Annotated in this window: 15 protein-coding genes; 8 read left to right on the top strand and 7 right to left on the bottom strand. The window is 62.0% G+C overall.

Annotation, left to right across the window (positions count from 1 at the left end):
• The first annotated feature begins 94 nt into the window (after positions 1-94).
• Together hisF and hisIE are read left to right on the top strand one after the other, a co-directional pair.
• Positions 95-868 carry an imidazole glycerol phosphate synthase subunit HisF gene (gene hisF / locus C2U47_RS20920; RefSeq protein WP_010674684.1) on the top strand — a complete coding sequence of 258 codons (774 nt, stop codon included), beginning with the start codon at positions 95-97 and terminating at the stop codon, positions 866-868.
• A complete protein-coding gene (gene hisIE / locus C2U47_RS20915; protein ID WP_029314506.1) occupies positions 861-1,496 on the top strand; it encodes a bifunctional phosphoribosyl-AMP cyclohydrolase/phosphoribosyl-ATP diphosphatase HisIE in 636 nt (211 codons plus the stop codon). Before hisF ends, hisIE begins: the two co-directional genes overlap by 8 nt.
• Positions 1,497-1,529: 33 nt before the next feature.
• Here the strand turns inward: hisIE and C2U47_RS20910 are convergent, their stop codons facing one another.
• Positions 1,530-2,582 carry a KAP family P-loop NTPase fold protein gene (locus C2U47_RS20910; protein ID WP_010674682.1) on the bottom strand — a complete coding sequence of 351 codons (1,053 nt, stop codon included), beginning with the start codon at positions 2,580-2,582 and terminating at the stop codon, positions 1,530-1,532.
• Positions 2,583-2,655: 73 nt separating this feature from the next.
• Between C2U47_RS20910 and C2U47_RS20905 the strand changes: the two genes are divergently transcribed.
• Positions 2,656-3,573 (top strand): IS5-like element ISAs13 family transposase, encoded by a 918-nt coding sequence (locus C2U47_RS20905; protein ID WP_005345606.1) that lies wholly within the window; start codon positions 2,656-2,658, stop codon positions 3,571-3,573.
• On the opposite strand, the gene C2U47_RS20900 is transcribed toward C2U47_RS20905, so the two are convergent.
• Positions 3,480-4,133 (bottom strand): KAP family P-loop domain-containing protein, encoded by a 654-nt coding sequence (locus C2U47_RS20900; RefSeq protein ID WP_010674680.1) that lies wholly within the window; start codon positions 4,131-4,133, stop codon positions 3,480-3,482. The two genes, C2U47_RS20905 and C2U47_RS20900, sit on opposite strands and share 94 nt — an antisense overlap.
• Positions 4,134-4,274: 141 nt before the next feature.
• Positions 4,275-5,897: an acyl-CoA synthetase gene (locus C2U47_RS20895; protein WP_010674679.1), complete on the bottom strand. Its 1,623-nt coding sequence runs from the start codon at positions 5,895-5,897 to the stop codon at positions 4,275-4,277.
• A gap of 323 nt (positions 5,898-6,220) precedes the next feature.
• Between C2U47_RS20895 and C2U47_RS20890 the strand changes: the two genes are divergently transcribed.
• A complete protein-coding gene (locus C2U47_RS20890) occupies positions 6,221-6,760 on the top strand; it encodes a glycine zipper 2TM domain-containing protein (protein WP_010674678.1) in 540 nt (179 codons plus the stop codon).
• Between the two features lie 155 nt (positions 6,761-6,915).
• Here C2U47_RS20890 and C2U47_RS20885 read toward each other — a convergent pair whose 3' ends face one another.
• Complete coding sequence (locus tag C2U47_RS20885) at positions 6,916-10,134, bottom strand: ExeM/NucH family extracellular endonuclease (protein WP_029314502.1); 3,219 nt, start codon at positions 10,132-10,134, stop codon at positions 6,916-6,918.
• Positions 10,135-10,687: 553 nt separating this feature from the next.
• Between C2U47_RS20885 and C2U47_RS20880 the strand changes: the two genes are divergently transcribed.
• From C2U47_RS20880 to C2U47_RS20865, 4 genes are all read left to right on the top strand, one after another.
• On the top strand, positions 10,688-11,809 hold the full coding sequence (locus C2U47_RS20880; protein WP_010674676.1) for an ABC transporter substrate-binding protein: 1,122 nt from the start codon (positions 10,688-10,690) through the stop codon (positions 11,807-11,809).
• A gap of 101 nt (positions 11,810-11,910) precedes the next feature.
• Positions 11,911-12,963, top strand: a complete 1,053-nt coding sequence (locus tag C2U47_RS20875) for a FecCD family ABC transporter permease (RefSeq protein ID WP_010674675.1) — start codon at positions 11,911-11,913, stop codon at positions 12,961-12,963.
• Positions 12,956-13,726, top strand: a complete 771-nt coding sequence (locus C2U47_RS20870) for an ABC transporter ATP-binding protein (RefSeq protein ID WP_010674674.1) — start codon at positions 12,956-12,958, stop codon at positions 13,724-13,726. Before C2U47_RS20875 ends, C2U47_RS20870 begins: the two co-directional genes overlap by 8 nt.
• Before the next feature lie 55 nt (positions 13,727-13,781).
• Positions 13,782-15,011, top strand: a complete 1,230-nt coding sequence (locus C2U47_RS20865) for an MFS transporter (RefSeq protein WP_010674673.1) — start codon at positions 13,782-13,784, stop codon at positions 15,009-15,011.
• Between the two features lie 200 nt (positions 15,012-15,211).
• Here C2U47_RS20865 and C2U47_RS20860 read toward each other — a convergent pair whose 3' ends face one another.
• From C2U47_RS20860 to C2U47_RS20850, 3 genes are all read right to left on the bottom strand, one after another.
• The gene (locus tag C2U47_RS20860) at positions 15,212-16,096 is read right to left on the bottom strand and encodes an AEC family transporter (protein ID WP_010674672.1); all 885 of its coding nucleotides are present in this window, start codon (positions 16,094-16,096) and stop codon (positions 15,212-15,214) included.
• 11 nt (positions 16,097-16,107) lie between these two features.
• Complete coding sequence (locus C2U47_RS20855) at positions 16,108-16,665, bottom strand: YaeQ family protein (protein WP_010674671.1); 558 nt, start codon at positions 16,663-16,665, stop codon at positions 16,108-16,110.
• 188 nt (positions 16,666-16,853) lie between these two features.
• The gene (locus tag C2U47_RS20850; RefSeq protein ID WP_010674670.1) at positions 16,854-16,994 is read right to left on the bottom strand and encodes a TIGR02808 family protein; all 141 of its coding nucleotides are present in this window, start codon (positions 16,992-16,994) and stop codon (positions 16,854-16,856) included.
• Between the last annotated feature and the right edge of the window lie 109 nt (positions 16,995-17,103).

Genomic DNA, 17,103 nt, shown 5'->3' with positions numbered 1-17,103 from the left:
CAAGGCATGCCAACCCTGTTCCCGTCCGCCGCCCGGGCCAACGCCGGCGGCAGAACGACGTTTCTTTAACCGTGCTTTACATGGAGCAATGAGCATGTTGTCAAAGCGTATTATCCCCTGCCTCGACGTCAAAGATGGCGTGGTGGTCAAGGGCGTGCAGTTTCGCAACCACGAGGTGATGGGCGGCATTGTCGACCTCGCCCGCCGCTACGCCGCCGAGGGCGCCGATGAGCTGGTCTTCTATGACATCACCGCCTCGAGCGACGAACGGGTAGTAGACAAGAGCTGGGTAAGCCGGGTGGCGGAAGTCATCGACATCCCCTTCTGCGTCGCCGGCGGCATCAAGAGCGTGGAGGATGCCCGCCAGATCCTGGAATTCGGTGCCGACAAGGTCTCCATCAACTCCCCCGCCCTGGCCGATCCCACCCTGATCACCCGGCTCGCCGAGCGCTTCGGCGTGCAGTGCGTGGTGGTGGGTATCGACTCCTACTTCGATGCCGCCCTCGGTCAATATCAGGTCAAACAGTTTACCGGCGACGAGAGCCGCACCCGCACCACCACCTGGACCACCCTGGAGTGGGTACAGGAAGTGCAGCGCCGGGGCGCGGGGGAGATAGTGCTCAACGTGATGAACCAGGACGGCATGCGTCAGGGATACGACCTTGAGCAGCTCAAGCTGGTGCGCGCCGTGTGCAAGGTGCCCCTCATCGCCTCCGGCGGCGCCGGGGCCATGGCGCACTTTCGCGATGCCTTTACCCTGGCCGACGTGGACGGGGCGCTGGCCGCCTCCGTGTTCCACAAGGGCCTCATTCCCATTCCCGAATTGAAACGCTGGCTGAAAAACGAAGGAGTCGCCATCCGTGAATAATCAAGCAGTAGACAATGCATTGCCGCTGGCCGAGCGCCTGGACTGGGCCAAGTGTGAGGGCATGATCCCCGCCATCGTCCAGCATTCCCTCAGCGGCGAAGTGCTGATGCAGGGCTTCATGACCCGCGAGGCGCTGGAAAAGACCCAGACCACCGGCCAGGTCACCTTCTTCAGCCGCAGCAAGCAGCGCCTGTGGACCAAGGGCGAGAGCTCGGGCCATGTGCTCAAGCTCGTCGCCATCACCACCGACTGTGATCAGGACTCCCTGCTCATTGCCGCCGACCCGGTCGGCCCCACCTGCCATCTGGGCAACCCCTCCTGCTTCGACGGCCACCCCGTGCCGCCGCTCGGCTTCCTGGCCGAGCTCGAACAGATCCTGGCATCACGCAAAGGGGCAGATCCCGCCACCAGCTACACCGCCAGCCTCTATGGCAAAGGCACCAAGCGCATCGCCCAGAAGGTGGGTGAAGAGGGGGTGGAAGTGGCCCTGGCCGCCATGGCGAAAGACAGAGAAGAGCTCATCAACGAATCCGCTGACCTGCTCTACCACCTGACCGTCTTGCTGCAAAACGAAGGCTTGGGTTTGAAGGATGTGGTGCAGCGCCTGCATGAGCGCCACACCAAGTGATCTGATAATAAAGCCGGGATTTCCCGGCTTTATTTAGTCAAGGTGTACTGCCAGCTCTACTAAATTCTTATACGTTGCTAAACGTCGCTCCAACTGTGACAGCTCTTTTTCGGCCAATATAGTATTTTCTTCTACAGTCAAATTTCGCATTCGCTTAGCACAATCTTTTGCCAACGTGATTAAACGATAAGAACATTCATCATCTGAACCCGGTTTGAATAGGTTTTCATAAGACATGAGCAAAACGTTCTTTAATGAAACCATATATTCACCATCTCTAAATGGATTTAAATATCGTTCATAATCGACATCCTCAACATAACTTCCTATGGCACTTCCTGCTTTTATAAAGCATTGAAAGTATTGCTCTCCATACTCATTCATTAGTGTATTGAAACCTTTTAGCTTTGGATGGTTATCTGTCGTAGGCATTTTGCCATCCGCTACAGCGCGATAATCTTCATTGTTTTTCTCGCACAGAGAGAACAAGTAAACAAGAAAAATTAGATTTAATGTGCATCCTTGATAATTCACGATGGAAGCAAACGTTCTATCCAACACTTGCTCTGTTTTTCTTAAGCTCAATAAAAAATGATCACTGACAGCTGTCAATATATTTACCAATACTTGGGTATCAGTTATCTCCGGCCATACCTTGACATGCTCAAAATGCAATTCTTTATCTGCTATTGTCTGTTGAATAAACTCTCGCCGAGAGATACTGCCTAACGTAAATCGTCTATGAAAAAATCGTCCAAGATAGCTCTCCGCATCAAAGCCTTCACCATAAATTACCTTGATAGCATGCTGAAGTTGTTCGGTATCCGTTGCGAGCACAAACACCACACCAGAGATATCGAAGATATGCTTGATGGTTTCCAGCATTTCTACCGCATAGGAGGGACGACAGCGATCCAGCTCATCAATCAAAATAAAGGCGGGATAATCCAAACGACCTTTGTCATCCAATTGATCCAAGTTAGCAGAAACAGCGGCCTCAACCCATTGCCGGATCTCTTTTTTAAGATACTGGATAGATTCATAACGCTCTCTATGATTACTACAGAGAGTGGCGTTGTTGCCCAAATCGATGCAGCTTGAATGGAACTAACTGAGGACTTGGTGATCTGATCACCACCATCTCCTTCAAGTCTGCATCATGAGCACGTCGCTTCACCCCATCACCAACTGGCCTACATACAACAAATCTTTGATTAACCGTGGTTCACTCACCTTCTGGGTTGATGCCGAGGCCATGAACAACTGGTTTCACCACGGCCATCATGGGCGGCGGGGCCGCAGCCAACTATACACTGACCAGACCATCTGCACCTTCCTGATGCTCAAGGGGATTTTCAACCTCACTCTGCGGGCCACCCAGGGACTACTCGACTCCCTGTTCGAGTTGATGAACGTACCGCTTTGTGCCCCCGATTACAGCTGTGTCAGCAAGCGAGCACGCACGGTGGCGGTGGCTTATCGACAGCCCTCTAAGGGGCGCATCACTGACTTGGTTATCGATTCGACGGGCCTGAAGGTATTTGGTGAAGGCGAGTGGAAGGTCAGAAAACACGGCGCCGAGAAGCGGCGAGTGTGGCGCAAGTTGCATCTGGCGGTAGACCCGGTGACCCACGATATCGTGGCGGCGGAAGTCTCGCTGGAAAATGTCCATGATGCCGAGGTGTTGCCGACCTTGCTCAACCCACTGCGGCGCAAGCTGGGACGTGTTTATGCGGATGGCGCCTATGACAGCAAAGCCAGCCATCAGCTAATCTCGCGCAAAGGGGCGACAGCCTGTATCCCGCCTCGCAAGAACGCTGGGCTATGGGAAAAAGGACATCCAAGAAATGAGGCTGTGCTGGTGATGCGCAAGGAAGGGCTGGCGCACTGGAAGAAGATATCGGGGTATCACCGTCGCTCGCTGGCGGAAACGGCGATGTATCGGTTCAAGCAGTTGCTGGCAGGGAGAATCAGTCTGCGTAACTACAATGGCCAAGTGGGAGAAGTCATGGCGTATGTCAGTGCCATAAACAAACTGAATACCCTTGGTCTGCCTGTCAGAAAGCCCCGAGTGTAACGGTCACTTGGGGCTGGGGCAGTTGTGGCTTGATGGTTGATTTGGGAAACAGCGCCACAGAGAGTATCAACTAACTGATCTGCATCTTCACTTTCCAAAGAGAAATCACCATCCTCCAGCCCAGCCTTTTTAATGGCTGACTTGATCACCAATTTTCCGCCGACCTTAAGCAACCCCAATAGCCTGGACTTGATGCCATCAGGTACGGCAACATTATTTCCGGTGGCGTCTCTCAATTGTTCAATAATCGACGAGATCACCGTCAACAAGGGATCATCGGAAAAGTCCTGCTGCCAGGCGTCGATATAAACGGTGGGATAGCACTCTTTAAGTTCCATATACCAGCGCTTGATAAACCAGGTCTTGCCTGCACCCCATTCGGCATTGAGGTTCAGCACATAGTTGCGCTGCTTGCCCTCTGCCGCCAGATAGTTGCTCAAAAACTCGGCATAGCGAGCGCGGCCCAGCCTGTCACCTGCCAAATCCTCCACCACTCCGTCGATGGCTCCCGGGCCAGCCCATGGAAGTGGCTCACTCCAATCAAATGCTGCAACCGTCATAGTGTTTTCCTGTTCCGATACTGAGCAGGATATTACCAGAGTGAGATCCAAAAGAGTTTGATGAACATAGGAATTGGCGCCATATCACCCCGAGGCAATATGGCGCCAGCTTAAACCTTCACATGACTGTGACTTCCCGTTCTACTCCAGCTGCTTGCGCAGCATAAATTTCTGCACCTTGCCGGTGGAGGTCTTGGGCAGCGGGGTGAAGATGATGCGCTTGGGGGCCTTGAAGTGGGCCATCTGCTCGCGGCAGAACGCAATGAGCTCGGCCTGGGTAAGCTCGCGCCCCTCCTTGAGCTTGACGAAGGCGCAGGGCACCTCCCCCCAGGTCTCGTCCGGCATGGCAATCACCGCGGCTTCTTCCACATCGGGGTGGCGATAGAGCACATCCTCCACCTCCAGGCTGGAGATGTTCTCCCCGCCGGAGATGATGATGTCCTTGGATCTGTCCTTGATCTCCACATAGCCGTCCGGGTGCCAGACCGCGAGATCCCCGCTTCGAAACCATCCCTGTGCCATCTCCTCTTCGCTCGCCGCCGGGTTCTTGAGGTAGCCCTTCATGACGATGTTGCCCCGCAGCACTATCTCTCCCAGGGTCTTGCCATCCATGGGAACCGGCTCGCCGCTGACGGGGTTGATGACCCGCATCTCCCCTTGCAGGGGGGAGGCCACCCCCTGGCGCGCCTTGAGACGGGAGAGGGTGGCGGCATCCTGCCCCTGCCAGCGTCTTTGCGGCTCGCACACCACGCAGGGGCCATAGGTTTCGGTGAGGCCATAGACATGGGTCACGGCGATCCCCATGGCCTCCATGCCGGCGATCACGGTGGCGGGTGGCGCTGCCCCCGCCGTCATCGCCTTGACGGGGTGGTCGAGTCCCTGTTTGAGGGCCGGATCGGCATTGTTGAGCATATTGAGCACGATGGGGGCGGCGCAGAAATGGCTCACCTTGTGTTCGCGCAGCGCCCCGTAGATGGCCGCCGCCTGCACGTGGCGCAGACAGACGCTCACCCCGGCGGTGGCCGCCAGGGTCCAGGGGAAGCACCAGCCGTTGCAGTGGAACATCGGCAGGGTCCAGAGGTAGACCGGGTGCTTGGGCAGCTCCCAGGAGAGGGCATTGTTGATCGCATTGAGGTGGGCGCCGCGATGGTGATAGACCACCCCCTTGGGGTTCCCCGTGGTGCCGGAGGTGTAGTTGAGGGAAATGGCCTGCCACTCGTCCGCCGGCAGCCAGCCGGGTTCGTCCCCGTCCCCCAGGGCGATGAACCCCTCGTAGTCGAGCTCGCCGACCAGCTCCCCTTCCCGGTAGAGGGGATCGTCGATGGCGATCACCAAGGGCTGGCTGTCAATGAGAGAGAGCGCCTTTCGCACCACGGCGCCGAACTCCCGGTCCACCAGCACCACCTTGCTCTGGGCGTGCTGGAAGATGAAGGCCATGGCGTCCGCATCGAGCCGGGTGTTGATGGTGTTGAGCACGGCGCCGCTCATGGGTACCCCGAAGTGCGCCTCGAACATGGCCGGCACATTGGGGGCGACGATGGAGACTGTGTCCCCCTCGCCAATGCCGCGACGGCGCAGGGCCGAGGCGAGCTGGCGGCAGCGCCGCTCGGTCTGGGCCCAGCTCTGGCGCAGGGTGCCGTGGATCAGCGCCGGATAGTCGGGATAGACCCGGGCGGCCCGCCCCAGAAAGCTCAAGGGGGTCAGCGCCTCGAAATTGGCGGGCGTCTTGCCAAGGCCGGCGTCGTACATGTTCTGCTCTGTCATCGGATCCTTCCTCACAGGGACACAAAACGGGGTGGCTCTCGCGGTTCACCACGACCGGCATTGCGCCCTGATGCGGGGCCAGGATGCCGGCTGGAACCGGATGAAAGGGTATCAAGGGGGGCAGATCCCAGGTATTAGCGAAACGTCTTAGGGGCCCTCGGCCCTGCTCCCCCTGTCGCCAATCGCCGACGCTATTTTTGCGCGGTCACTTTTTGCGCAGTCAGCCCCTGTCGCGATCCCGTGGCCCTTGCCTTGAGCCTGCGGCGCAAAATGCCAAGAATGATCCCAAGCCCTCAACGGGTATGAGTACGAGGAGAAGAGTGATGAACAAATCCATGTTGGCAGGTGTCGGGATCGGTGTGGCCTCTGCGCTGGCATTGTCGGCGGTCGCCAGCGGATCCCTGTTTTCATCAGAGCCCCAGTTTGCCGAGGTGCTGGCCAGCAAGCCGGTGACCGAGACCATCAAGACGCCGCGTCAGGAGTGCCGCAACGTCACCCTGACCCACCGCAAGCCGGTGCAGGACGAGCACAAGATCCTGGGTACCGTGGTTGGCGCGGCCCTGGGCGGCGTGGTCGGCCACCAGTTTGGCGGTGGCAGCGGCAAGAAGGTGGCCACCGCCGCCGGTGCCGTGGCAGGGGGTTATGCCGGGAATCAGGTGCAGGGCAACATGCAGGCGGGTGATACCTACACCACCACGGAGCAGCGCTGCAAGACGGTGCAGGAGAGCAGCACCCGCACCATCGGCTATGACGTCACCTACCGCCTCGCCGGCCAGGAAGGGGTGGTACGCATGGAGAAGCAACCCGGCCCCACCATTCCGGTCAAGGATGGCAAGCTGGTACTGAGCAACGCGCAGGGTTGATACTCCGTTAGGAGCGCCCTGCCATGAAGAAGGCCCACCACGATGGTGGGCCTTTTTCATCTTCGCAACCCAACCTGTCTGCAACAGGTCTTCCCAACAAAAGTTTTCTCAACAGAAAGGGGCCCGCAGGCCCCTTTCTTGTTGCTCAATCATCCTCAGTGGCGACCGAAGGGCCACCAGGACTTGTCGTTGTCCAGAATGTCGACCCGGGTCTGCTGGACGGCGCCCGGCTGGGCCCCTTTCAGCTTCTCGAGGCTCACGCTGAACTGCTCGGTGGGCTCGACGAACCAGTCATCGATGACCAGCACCTTGACCGACTTGCTTCCCCCCTCGCCCGCGGCCCAGCTCACCGACTGGCCGAGCCAGGGCAGGAAGTCCAGCCCCCAGCGCGCCGTGATCCCCTCAAGGCTCACCCTGGCACGGGCGGGCTTGCTGAGATCGCCGGTGCGCACCAGGGGGATCTCGGCAAACCACTGCTCCTCGTTCACCGTCATGGTGGGGTGAGCCAGCGCAATGGTGGACGGCGCCAGCTTGTCCTTGATGGTCACCAGGGTCTGGTGCTGATCCCCCAGGGCCGCGCCGCTCGCATCATAGAGCTCCAGGGTGAAGGTCTCGTCCCCCTCGCGCAGGGTGTCGCTCTTCACCGGGATGCTGATGGTCTGGCTGTCGCTCTGCCCGGCGGCCCAGTGCAGGGTGCCGGTAAGCGGCGCCACGTCGTTGGCATCGGCGCTGCCGTAGGCGATGCGATAACTCACGCTGGCCTCCCCATGGCTGCCATCGCTGCGGCTGACGGTCAGGGACAGGGTGTTGCCCTCCTCCACGCTGGCGGCGGCGCTCTCGAGGCTCAACACCCCGGCGGGGGGCAGCGGATACTGGATGGCCACCAGCACGGGGTCGTGATCCGAGGCGCTGAAGGGCCCCTCGGATTTCGCCAGCTGGCCGCTGTACTTGCTGCCGTACTCGAAGAAGTTGCTCTCGGCGGAGTTGATGTGCCAATCCTCGATGCCGATCACCTTGGCCGCGAGGCTCGGATTGGCCAGGGCGTGATCTAGGTTGCCGAGCTCTCCCTCATAGCTGTAGGAGTAGGTGTCGGTGCCGTGGAAGCGGGTGTTGAGGTTGATAAGGCCATATCCCTTGCCCAGGGCGCTGCCGCTCTCTTCGAAGGGCTGACCCGCCAATGTGGTGAAGGAGGCGCTCATGATCTGGCGCGACTGGGCGGCCGGATCATAGTCGGTCAGCACCCGGATGGGGTCCTCCATGCCGTAGGCGTTCATGTCGCCGATAAGCAGCAGATCCCCGGCCAAATCCTTGAGGGTCTCCCCCAGCACCTTGGCGGCGGAGACCCGCAGCGCGTTGCAGTGGCCCTGGCCATCGAGGGGATCGGCTGTGGCGTAGTCGGGGTAATCCTCGAAGCAGGCGGAGCCCTTGGACTTGAGGTGGTTGACCACCAGGGTCAGGGGCGCATCCCCCTTGGGCGAGCTGAAGCGCTGTACCAGCGACTCGCGCATCCCCTGGTTGATGGTCACCGGCTTGCCGCTGGCGTCCTGCGCCTCGGCCTGCTGCACCGGCAGCGCGATGAGGCTGGCGGCCCCCTCCGGGGTCACCTTGGCGGGCCGGTAGATGAGGCCCACCGTGATGGCGTCGGTGCCGATGGGCTTGCCATCCGGCGAGGCAATCCAGCGGTAGTGATCCGCCTCGTCCGGCTGGGCGGCGTTGAGGGCCCCCACCAGGTTGGCGATGGCGGAGTTGTCGCCATAGCCGTTGTTCTCGATCTCCATCAGCCCCACCACGTCGGCATTGAGGCGGGTAATGGCGCTGACTATCTTGGTGCGCTGCAGCTCGAACTCCGCCACCGTGAGGGCGCCCCGGTTGCTGCCGGTGGGGTTGGCATCCCCTCCCACGACAGTGGTGAAGAAGTTGAGCACGTTGAAGCTCGCGACCCGCAGATCCCCCGCCTCGGCGAGCTCGGGGGTTTCCACCCGATCCCAGCCGCTGTGATCTATCTGGCTTGCGTCGATGCGATTGTTCGCCACCAGCCTGAACAGGTTGTAGGAGTAACCGAGGGCCCCCTCCAGCCCGTTGAGCCTGTCGCCGATGCGCAGGTAACCGTCCTCGGCATTGAAGCCGGGGAACCAGGGCAGCACGCCATCCGGCGCCTTGGCGTCGGTCTCCACCACCAGCTGGTTCTGCTGGTTGCGCAGGGCCCAGTTGCTTGCCTCCTCGCTTTGGGCCGCAAATTTCTGGGTCGACTTGATAAGCGGCGCACCATAAGAGAGCACCAGGTTGTTGCGCTTGCCGTCGTAATCGAAGCTGAAGTTGCGGGTCACCACCAGGCTGGATTCGGGCACCAGCCTCACCTGCATTCCCTCGTGACGCTCCAGCAGCTGGCTCAGGCTCTCCCCCGCCACCGGCACCAGATCCACCGCCGCCGGCACGGCGCCGGCAGGCTGGGTCACCGCCAGTTCGTCGGCACTGAGCTGGGTCTGGTTGAAATACTCCTTCACCTTGCCCGAGACGCACACCTCGGCCCCCGGCACGACGGCAGCGTTGGCCTTGGTGCTGTAGACGAAGAGACCGTCGGAGGTGGCCGGCTCCCCGTCCCCCTGCACGTCCTGAATGAAGAAGCCCTTGTAGAGGCCGCTCACCACCTGGGTCACCACGCCGCGGGTGGCATAGGCCTGTTCGGACTCAAACTTGCCGGCCGGCACCAGCGGGCTGCTGCTGCCGGGGCCCTGAATGGCGGGCACGGGCACCAACTGATCCACCGGGCAGACGAAGGCGGGCGGCTGGGTGCCATCGCAGGGACCATCGCCGCTGCAACCCAGACCGCTGGCGTCATCCTTGGGAGCAGCCACATATTCGAGCGCCGGATCGAAAGGGGCGGTCGCATCGACCCGGCCCGTGGTGACGGTGGCCTTGCGGCGCAGGGTCATGTCCAGGGTCGAGACGCCGCCCGAGACCCAGGCCGTGCCCGGATCCACCCCCACCTGGCCGAAGCTGTCCACAAGCTCGCTGCCGCGATAGAGCACCAGGGCGTCGTCACCGTTGAACACCAGGTTGCCGCTGGTCTGATTGGCCTTGGCCAGGATCTCGCTGCTGGCGGAGGGATTGGCCAGCACCAGGCTGGCCCCCGGCGCCAGGGTGCCCTGCAGCGCCAGGCTGTTGGTGGGGGCCTCGGTGAGGGGTTTGCCGTTGGCATAGAGCGCCAGCCGGTATTGGGAGAGATCGACGGCGTCGCTGCCGAGGTTGCTCAGCTCCAGCGCCTTGTTGTTGCCGGACCCTTCCAGGTATTCGGTGATAAGCAGTTGCGCCTGCGCCTGTCCAGCGAGCGCCAGCCCGACGGCCAGCGCCACGAGAGAATGTCTTCCTGACATGGTCAGTTTCCTTTTTTTATTTGCAGTTCGTGTTATTGGCGCCCCGCGCAAGGCGGGCCGCAGCACCTTGTTGCCGGCGAGATCATGACGATTCGGTGCCATGATCCCGCGGCGGGCCTACTCTGCCCCTTTGACGGCGGAGCCGCTGGGAGCTGGCTAACAATGACAACAAAATGTTGCGTGCAGGTGACGGGCAATACCCGAATGGACAGTGTCCGTCATCGGTGCGCAGGAAATCGTCGCCACCTCTGGCGGTGCCATGCCAGGGAGACTAGACATCGGACAGACTCCAGGGTTGAGAGCGCGAGAGGTGCGGCGGCCAGTACCCTGCTCCACACGCGGCAAGATGGGCACCACGGGCCACCCTTTTTCCATGCAAACAGAGAGAGGGCTTCTATTGGAGCAGGGTGTTGTGCCGCGGTGGCATGGGTTCCAGTAGTGACATAAATAACAAGAGAGGGGATGGCACAAAGGTTTGTTGCTTTTGCGCTCGCGAATGGCAATAGTTCTCACTTTCTTTTTTTGACCGTCTCTATTCCCGAGGTGCTACAAGATGTTTCGTCACCCCCTGGCAAAGTTGCTGCTGCTCGGCCAGCTCGTCCTGGCGAGCTGGATGGCGCAGGCCGCCCCCCCCGTTGAAGTGGAAGATGTGATGGGCCGCAAGGTCTCCCTGAGCCTTCCGGCCAGCCGCATCGTGCTCGGTTTCTATCCCGAAGATTACCTGGCCGTGGCCGGTGAAGGCGGCGCCGAGCGCCTGGTGGGCATGTCCCTGAGCTGGTTCATGAAGTCCCGTCCCGCCATCTGGTCTCTCTACGTGGCCAGCCAGCCACAACTGGCCAAAGTGCCGGACCTTGGCAACGTGCAGGATCAGAGCTTCTCCATCGAGAAGACCCTGGCGGTCAAGCCCGATCTGGTGATCCTGGCGAAGTGGCAATACGAGGCCCTGGCCGCGGACCTGCCGCGCCTCGAGCAGGCGGGGATCCCGGTGGTGGTCATCGACTACAACGCCCAGACCCTGGCACAGCACATGGCGAGCACCCTGCTGCTTGGCAAGCTGACCGGCCAGGAGGCCCGTGCCCGGAAGATGGCCGACGAGTACAAGGCCAAGATTGACACCATCACCTCGCGCATCGCCGCCGCGAAGCGCAAGCCGCCCCGGGTCTACATCGAGCTGGGTGACAAGGGCCCGGCCGAGTACAGCTACACCTATGGCAAGGACATGTGGGGCGCTATGGCCCTGCTGGCGGGCGGTGAGAACGTGGCCGCCCCCTTCGTCGATCGCTGGGGCCCCATCCACCCGGAACAACTGCTGGCGAGCAAGCCCGAGGTGATCCTGATGGCGGGCTACGAGAGCGTGAGCAGTGCTGTCGCCATGCAGGTGGGCCAGGATGTGTCGGCCAAGACCGTGCGCCAGCGCCTGCAGGGCTTTGCCGCCCGTCCGGGCTGGCGCGAGTTGCCTGCGGTGAAGCAGGGTCGCCTCTACGCGGTCTATCACGGCGCCACCCGCAGCATCATGGATGCCGCCCTCATCGAGTTCATGGCCAAGGCCCTCTATCCGGACCTCTTCCAGGATCTCGACCCCCTGGCCACCTATCAGGCGTTCTACCAGCACTACCTGCCCATCCGTCCCCAGGGCACCTTCATGCTGGGCATCAAGCAGGATGACGCAAGCTAATCCCGGCACTTCGGGTGCGGCCCACCTCGGCCACCCCCTCTTCAGCAACCCTCTTGGATTGTGTGGGCGCCTCTTGCAGCGCCCGTTTCAGGATTGACATCATGAATGATTTGGCTGCCCTGCAGCAGACCCTCGCCCGGCAGCGGCAACGGGAGCGCCGTCGCTGGCACTGGCTCCTGCTGCTCGCCCTGGTCCTGTGCATTACCCTGGTGCTCGACATCGCCACCGGCCCCTCCCTGCTGGCCCTGCACGACGTGATCGATGCCCTGGTTTCCCCCGCCCAGGCCGATCCCATGACCCGCACCATCGTCCACGACATGCGCCTGCCCATCGCCCTCATGGCCCTGGTGGTCGGCGCCTCCCTCGGTCTTGGCGGCGTGCAGATGCAGACCCTGCTGGACAACCCCCTCGCCAGTCCCTATACCCTCGGGCTCGCGGCGGCGGCGGGCCTGGGCGCGGCGCTGGCCCTCTACACCGGCGGCCTCGGGCTTCCTCCCCTGGTGGCCATCCCGGCCGGTGCCTTCATTGTGTGCATGTTTGCCGCCTGCCTGCTGTTTGGTCTGGCCATGATGCGCCATGTCAGCAGCCAGACCCTGATCCTGGCGGGCATCGCCCTGCTGTTCCTGTTCCAGTCCCTGCTCTCCCTGCTGCAGTTCCTCTCCTCCCCCGAACTCAACCAGCAGATCCTGTTCTGGCTGTTTGGCAGCCTGATGCGCACCACCTGGGACTCCCTGATCATCACCGCCGTCGTCACCCTGATCTGCACCCTGCTCATCTACCGGGATGCCTGGGCCCTCACCAGCCTGCGCCTCGGGGAAGCCCGCGCCCGCAGCCTCGGGGTCAATGTCGACAGACTGCGCATGAAGACCCTGGTGCTGGTCGCCCTGCTCACCGCCACCGCCACCAGCTTCGTCGGCGTGATCGGCTTCGTCGGCCTGGTGGCCCCCCATATCGCCCGCATGCTGGTGGGGGAAGATCAGCGCTTTTTGATCCCCCTCTCCGCCCTGTGCGGCGCCTGCATGCTCTCGGCGGCCTCGGTGCTCTCCAAGTCCATCATTCCGGGGGCCCTCTTCCCCATCGGCATCGTCACCGCACTCATTGGCGTGCCCTTCTTCATCTGGTTGATCCTCGGCAGGGGGCGTAAACGTGCTTGAAATATCCCGACTCTCCCTCTCCCTCGGCCAGCAGACCTTGCTGCGGGATCTCAGCCTCACTCTGCATCCGGGTCAGGTCCATGTGATCATCGGCCCGAACGGGACCGGCAAGACCTCCTTGATGCGCACCCTCTTTGGTGAACTGACCCCGGACAGTGGCGACATTCGCCTCGGGGACCAGAGTGCCCGCCAGATGACGCAGGCCAGGTGGCGCCAGCAGTTTGGCTACATGCCCCAGAACATCCAGCTGGAGCTGGATCTCAGCGTCATCGAGGTGGTGGTGCTGGGGCGCCTCGACAGCCTCTCCATGCGCCTCGCGGACGAGGACATCCTGGCCGCCGGCCGTGCCCTGCAGGCGCTTGGCATCGCCCATCTGGCGGATCGCCCCCTCTACTCTTTGAGCGGCGGCCAGCGGCAGATGGTGCTCTTCGCCCAGGTGCTGCTGCGCGACCCCCGCATCATGATGCTGGACGAGCCGGTCAGCGCCCTGGACCTGCACCACCAGATGCAACTGATGGAGCACCTGTGCCAGCAGACCCGGGAGCAGCAGTGGATCACCCTGGTGGTGCTGCACGATCTCAACCTGGCCGCCCAGTTTGCCGATCAGCTGATCGTGCTGGCAGGGGGAGATCTGCAGGCCTTCGGCCCCCCCGCCCGGGTGCTCGACGCGGCCCTCATCGAGCGCCTCTACCAGGTGCCGGTGGAGATAAGCCACGATCAGCACGGCATCCCCTTCCTCAGAACCCTGCGAAAGACATCATGACACAGTCCTGCGCCACCCCGGCGACCACCTCCCCACGCACTGGCGGGAGGCGACCATGAACGGCGCCTCCTACTGGCGGGACTGGCAGGGCATGAGCCCGGCCGCCCGCCTGCTCATCACCAATGGGCTCGCCTTCAACCTCGGCTTCTACATGATGATGCCCTTCCTCGCCCAGCACATGGGCAGCGGGCTCGGCCTGGCCGGCTGGGCCTGTGGCCTCGTCATGGGGATGCGGGTCTTCAGCCAGCAGGGGCTCTTCCTGCTGGGCGGCACCCTTGGGGATCGCATCGGCTACCATCCCGCCATCGTCTGGGGCTGCCTGGTACGATCTTTAGGCTTCGTGCTGCTGGGCTGGGCCGAGTCCCTGCCCATCCTGCTGCTGGCCGCCGCCCTCACCGGCTTTGCGGGGGCTCTGTTCACCCCCTGCGCCCAGGCCTACCTTGCCAGCGAATGCCACAACCCGAGCCAGCGTCAGCGCGCCTTCGCCCTGCACAATCTGGCCAGCGAGGCGGGCATGCTGCTCGGCCCCCTGGTCGGCCTCACCTTGACCCAGCAGAGCTATACCCTGACGGGGATCCTGGCGGCGAGCCTCTTCGCCCTGCTCGGAGTGCTGCAATACCGGGTGCTGCCTAAACGCCCGGTGAGCAACCCGAGCCCCCGTGGCGCCATCTTGCGCCAATGGGGGGAGATAGTGCGCCAGCGCCCCTTCATGGGGTTCACCCTGCTGGCAGGCAGCTACCAGATCCTGTTCCACCAGCTCTACCTCGCCCTCCCCGCCCATATCCAGAGCCTGCCGGACGCCACCCACCTGCTCGGCGGCGTCTTCACCCTCTCGGCGGTGATCGGCGTTCTGCTCCAGCTCCCAGCCTCCCGCCTGGTGGAGCGCCGCCTGGGAGTACCGCTCGCCATGGGGCTGGGGATAGGCATGATGGGCCTGAGCTATCTCGCCCTGCCCCTGCTGGCACCCTGGCCGACGGCAGGCGTGTTGACGCAGGTGGCCCTGCTTTCCCTGGGCTCCATCCTCTGCTTCCCGCTCTTCGCCGCCCAGCTGCCCCGCTACGCGCCCCCTGAGCAGCTCGGCAGCTACTACGGCTTCTATGCCAGCGCCGGGGGCTGCATGGCGCTCTTTGGCAACCTGCTCATCGGCTTTATGCTGGGGGATGCGGGCAGCCGCCCCGCCACCGCCATCTGGTGGCTGCTGGCCCTCGCCGGCCTGCTGGCGGGGTTTGGTCTCTATACCCAACTGCGCAAGGATGGCCAGGTTCAGCCTGCTCCCCATCAATAAACAGGGCGGCCAAGGCCGCCCGGTTTTATTCCCTTTCTCCCCCTTCCACTCTCTGCCTTATCCGGCTAAACCGGCTTCAAAACCTTGTCAGATACGCGAGCAAGCTCGGCTGTACTCGATGAGCAAAACAACATCGGACATGCACGATAGCAATAAAAAGGACGCCATCGGGCGTCCTTGAAGAGGAAGACAGAGCAGGGTCAACTCCCCAGATGCAGCGCCAACCAGACCGCCAGCGGGATCACCACCACCGAGAGCGCATTGCCGCCGAGCACAATACTGGCCACCTTGTCGGGCTGACACTGGTACTGCTCGCACAGGATGTAATTCAATACCGCCGGGGGCAGCGCCACCGACAGCATCAGGAGTGGTATCCAGTCAGGTTCGAGGGGCAGCAGCCAGACGGCGAGCCCCAGGGAGAGGCCCCCCGCCAACAGGTAGAGCAGGTTGCACTTGATGGCCAGCCCCAGATGATCCAGCTCCCCTTCCATCAGCCGGATGCCTAAGGCAAACAGCATCAGGGGCACCGCTATCTGGCCGAGCAGAGCGGCGCTGGTCACCAGGTATTCCGGCAGCGGGATATGCAGGTTGGCCACCAGCAGCCCGGCGAAGGCGGCCCAGAGCACGGGGCTTCTCAGCCAGAGCCAGCGGGAGCTGCTGGCGGAGAGGATGAACATCCCCACCGAGAAGTGGAGCAGGTTGGAGAGCACAAAGAGGATGACGATGGCGCCGAGCTGCTGCTCGCCAAAGGCGAGCACCATCAGCGGAATGCCGAGGTTGCCGGTGTTGCGAAACATGGCGGGCAGGATCAGTGCGGCCCGCTCTATCTCCTTGAGTTTGAGCAGGGAGAGCAACGAGCCGGGAAGCAGGATCACCAGGGCACCGGCCCCCACAAGGGGCAGGTGCGCCGCCAGATCCAGGGGGTATTTCACCAGGGCTGAGAAGACCAGCGCCGGGGTAAAGAGCTCGATATTGGCCCGGTTGACATAACCCAGGGCCCCGCCCGGTCGCAGCCGTCCATAGAGGGCGCCAAGGCCCACCACCGCAAACACGGGAATGACGATATTGAGCAGGGCGCTGAACATGGGTATCCCGTTTACAGTTCGCGGGCCGGGCGTCCCATCAGCACCACGGGGTCCAGCGTCACCTCCTGGCTGCCGTTGCTGACCCAGAGCTGGCCGTCGGAGATGGTGCAGGTGAGCTGCATGGTGCGCTCCACCATGGCCGCCAGGGGCAGGGTCTGGCTGTCGGAGAGTTCGATGACGCTCAGGTTGTCGTGCAGACCGAGCTTGCCCTGGTTCTGCTTCCACCAGACGCTGGTGCCACGACCGCCATAGAGGTAGAGCACCACCTGGCGAGAGCGGTTGCATGCCTTCTTGAGGCGGCGCTCGTCCGGCTGACCCAGCTCAATCCAGAGTTCAATCTCATCGGAATAGTTCTTGCACCAGAGCTCGGGCTCGTCGTCGGCAGAGAGCCCCTTGGTGAACTCCAGCCGCTCGGCGGCATGCCAGGCGAAGGCCGCTAGGCGGATCATCATGCGCTCGTCGGTCTCGGAGGGGTGACGGGCCAGGGTGAGGGAGAAGTCCTGATAGAGATTGCGATCCATGTCAGACAAGCTGATCTGGGCCTTGAAGATGGTTGCCTTGAGCGCCATAGAAGTCGTGAATACCTGATAAAAGAGAAGGGGGCGGACATGCCGGGCGTCAGTGTAATCAAAATGGCCGCCGGGTTCGACCGTCTTGCGCTCCCTTTACCCCATCAGGGGCGGGCAAGTGCTTCAGAAGACACAAAAAACAAATGCCAGTCGTGAGACTGGCATTTGGCGGCATGAACGAGAGTGACTCACTTCTCGGCGGACTTGACCCCGAAGGCATTGAGCAGCAGGCAGCAGGTCACTGCCACTGCCACGAACCCGCTCAGGAAGATAAAGGGCATGGCCCCATACCCCAATACAGTCCAGATGGTGTGTTCAAGCAGACTCATAGTGTGTCCTTCATCCAGTGAAATGGGTGTCCCTTTCGTGACGGGGTCGCCCCCGTTCCTGATAAGACTATTTGACCTCAACCCGCGCCTGAGTCCTATGCCACCAAAG

This window comes from Aeromonas sp. ASNIH7, assembly GCF_002903485.1.
GTDB classification, from domain to species: Bacteria; Pseudomonadota; Gammaproteobacteria; order Enterobacterales; family Aeromonadaceae; genus Aeromonas; species Aeromonas caviae.
This window is presented reverse-complemented; position numbering and strand designations above follow the sequence as displayed.